Origin of the sequence: Stenotrophomonas sp. GD04024 (genome assembly GCF_029837545.1) — a bacterium.
GTDB lineage: Bacteria > Pseudomonadota > Gammaproteobacteria > Xanthomonadales > Xanthomonadaceae > Stenotrophomonas > Stenotrophomonas forensis.
Genome location: NZ_JAOEDV010000152.1, coordinates 1 through 2468 on the forward strand (window position 1 = coordinate 1; position 2468 = coordinate 2468).

The 2468-nt window shown below is 66.7% G+C and carries 2 protein-coding genes; both read left to right on the forward strand.

Features of this window, described 5'->3' with window-relative positions; translation table 11 throughout:
• Positions 1–116 precede the first annotated feature (116 nt).
• A complete protein-coding gene (gene istA, locus N7590_RS22045; RefSeq protein WP_003097546.1) occupies positions 117–1616 on the forward strand; it encodes an IS21-like element ISPa36 family transposase in 1500 nt (499 codons plus the stop codon).
• Positions 1603–2394, forward strand: a complete 792-nt coding sequence (gene istB, locus N7590_RS22050; RefSeq protein WP_003097544.1) for an IS21-like element ISPa36 family helper ATPase IstB — start codon at positions 1603–1605, stop codon at positions 2392–2394. Before istA ends, istB begins: the two co-directional genes overlap by 14 nt.
• Positions 2395–2468: the final 74 nt, after the last annotated feature.

The following is a 2468-nucleotide window of genomic DNA, read 5'->3' on the forward strand; positions in this document are numbered from 1 at the left end:
TGTTGGCGCGCATCCAGAACTGACCCACTTTCGGCGGTGATGCGCGGGTAAAACTGACCCACCTGAAGCCCACATCCTGAGCATCTTTTGCTCGGGGGATTTCAGGAGTGATCACCATGGTCATGTTGGCCAAGATCCGGCGGATGCATTTCCGCGATGGCCTGCCGCTGCGCGAGATCGCCAAGCGCACGGGCCTATCCCGCAATACCATCCGGCGATGGCTGCGCAGCGGCCAGTCCGAGCCGGTCTATCCCAGGCGAGCCTCGCCCTCCCGGCTCGATCCCTACCGGTCCCAGTTGGAGACGTGGCTGCGTGCCGACAGCCATCGTCCCCGGCGGGAACAACGCACCGCCAAGGTGCTGTTCTCGCAGTTGCAGGCGATCGGCTATCCGGGCACCTACACCCGGGTGACGGCCTTCATCCGCCAGTGGAAGGCGGCCGGCGGCGCCAGCCGCCGCCCGGCCTTCGTGCCGTTGCACTTTCCTCCGGGTGAAGCCTTCCAGTTCGACTGGAGCCGCGAGTACGCCTTCGTCGGCAGCCACGCCAAGATGCCGCTGGATCTCGCCCACGTGAAGCTGGCCTGCAGCCGCGCCTTCTGGTTGGTGGCCTATCCCACCCAGAGCCACGAGATGCTGTTCGATGCTCATACCCAGGCGTTTACCGCCTTCGGTGGCGTGCCGCGCCGCGGCATCTACGACAACATGAAGACGGCGGTGGACGGGATCGGCCAGCACCGGGAACGGCGGGTCAACGCCCGCTTCCACGCCATGACCAGCCACTACCTGTTCGCCGCGGAGTTCTGCAACCGCGCCGCGGGTTGGGAGAAGGGGCGGGTCGAGAAGAACGTGCAGGACCGGCGCCGACAGATCTGGATCGAGGCCGGGGCCCGCCACTGGCCAGATCTGGACACCCTCAATGCCTGGCTCGCCAGCGAGTGCCGCGCCGCTTGGCCGATGCAGGCGCATCCGGATGCCTCCGACATCACCGTGGCCGAAGCTCTGGAGGACGAACAGCCCCACCTGATGCCGATGCCCGCGCCCTTCGACGGCTACATCGAGCGGCCGGTGCGGGTCAGTTCGACCGCGCTGGTCAGCTTCCAGCGCAACCGCTACAGCGTGCCGTGCGAACACGCCCACGCCGTCGCCAGCCTGCGCGTGTATCCCTTCGAACTGGCCGTGGTGGTCGGCGAGGCCGAGGTCGCCCGCCACCGGCGCAGCTTCGAGCGTGATCGGGTCCACTACGACTGGCAGCACTACATCGCCCTGGTCCAGCGCAAGCCGGGGGCACTGCGTGACGGCGCGCCGTTCCTGTCCATGCCCGATCCGCTGCGCAAGCTGCAGCAGGTGTTGCTGCGCCAGCCTCACGGCGACCGCGCCATGGCCCAGGTGCTGGCCGCCGTACCCGTGCACGGGCTCGAAGCGGTACTGGTGGCGGTGGAACTGGCACTCGAGTCCGGCCTGGTGCGCGCCGACCACGTGCTCAACGTGCTGGGGCGATTGCAGCATCCGGACCGCACGATCGAGACGGTCGCCTCGCGAGTGACGCTGCGTCATCCGCCGGTGTCCGATCCGGCCCGCTACGACGCCCTGCGGGAGGCAGATCATGTCGACGCCTGACCTGCCGCTGCGCATGCAGCAGCTCAAGCTGCACGGCATGGCCAGCCAGTGGCCCGAACTGCTGGCCAAGATGCGCCTGCACACCATGGAGCCCGAACACTGGATGGCCGAACTGCTGCAGGCCGAGTCCGCCGAACGGCAGGTTCGTGCCCAGGCCAACCAGATGAAGGCCGCACGTTTCCCCGTCCATCGTGACCTGCTCGGGTTCGACTTCGCGGCCAGTCCCGTTGATCGCGCACTGGTCGAACGACTCCACCAGGGTGACTTCATCCACACCCCCGAGAACGTCGTCCTTGTCGGTGGACCGGGCACCGGCAAGACCCACCTGGCCACCGCCATCGGCATCCAGGCCGTGCGCCAGCATCGCCTGCGCGTGCGCTTCTTCTCCACCATCGAACTGGTCAATGCGCTGGAGAAGGAACAGGCCCAGGGCAAGGCCGGGCAGATCGCCCTGCGCCTGACCTATGCCGACCTGGTCATCCTCGATGAACTGGGCTACCTGCCGTTCACCCCCTCAGGCGGCGCGCTGCTGTTCCACCTGATCAGCAAGCTCTACGAGCGCACCAGCCTCGCCATCACCACCAACTTGGCCTTCTCCGAATGGGGTCAGGTGTTCGGCGACGCCAAGATGACCACCGCGCTGCTGGATCGCATCACCCACCACTGCCACATCCTGGAGACCGGCAACGACTCCTGGCGGCTGCGCAACAGCACCGCCGCCAACAAGACCAAAGCCAGAATCAGGGCAAAGGAGGCCACCACCCAGACCACCAACTGATACCCTCAGCCCCGTACACCGGGTGGGTCAAAGTTCAACGCGCAGCCTGGGTCAGTTTTAAGTGCGCGCCAACA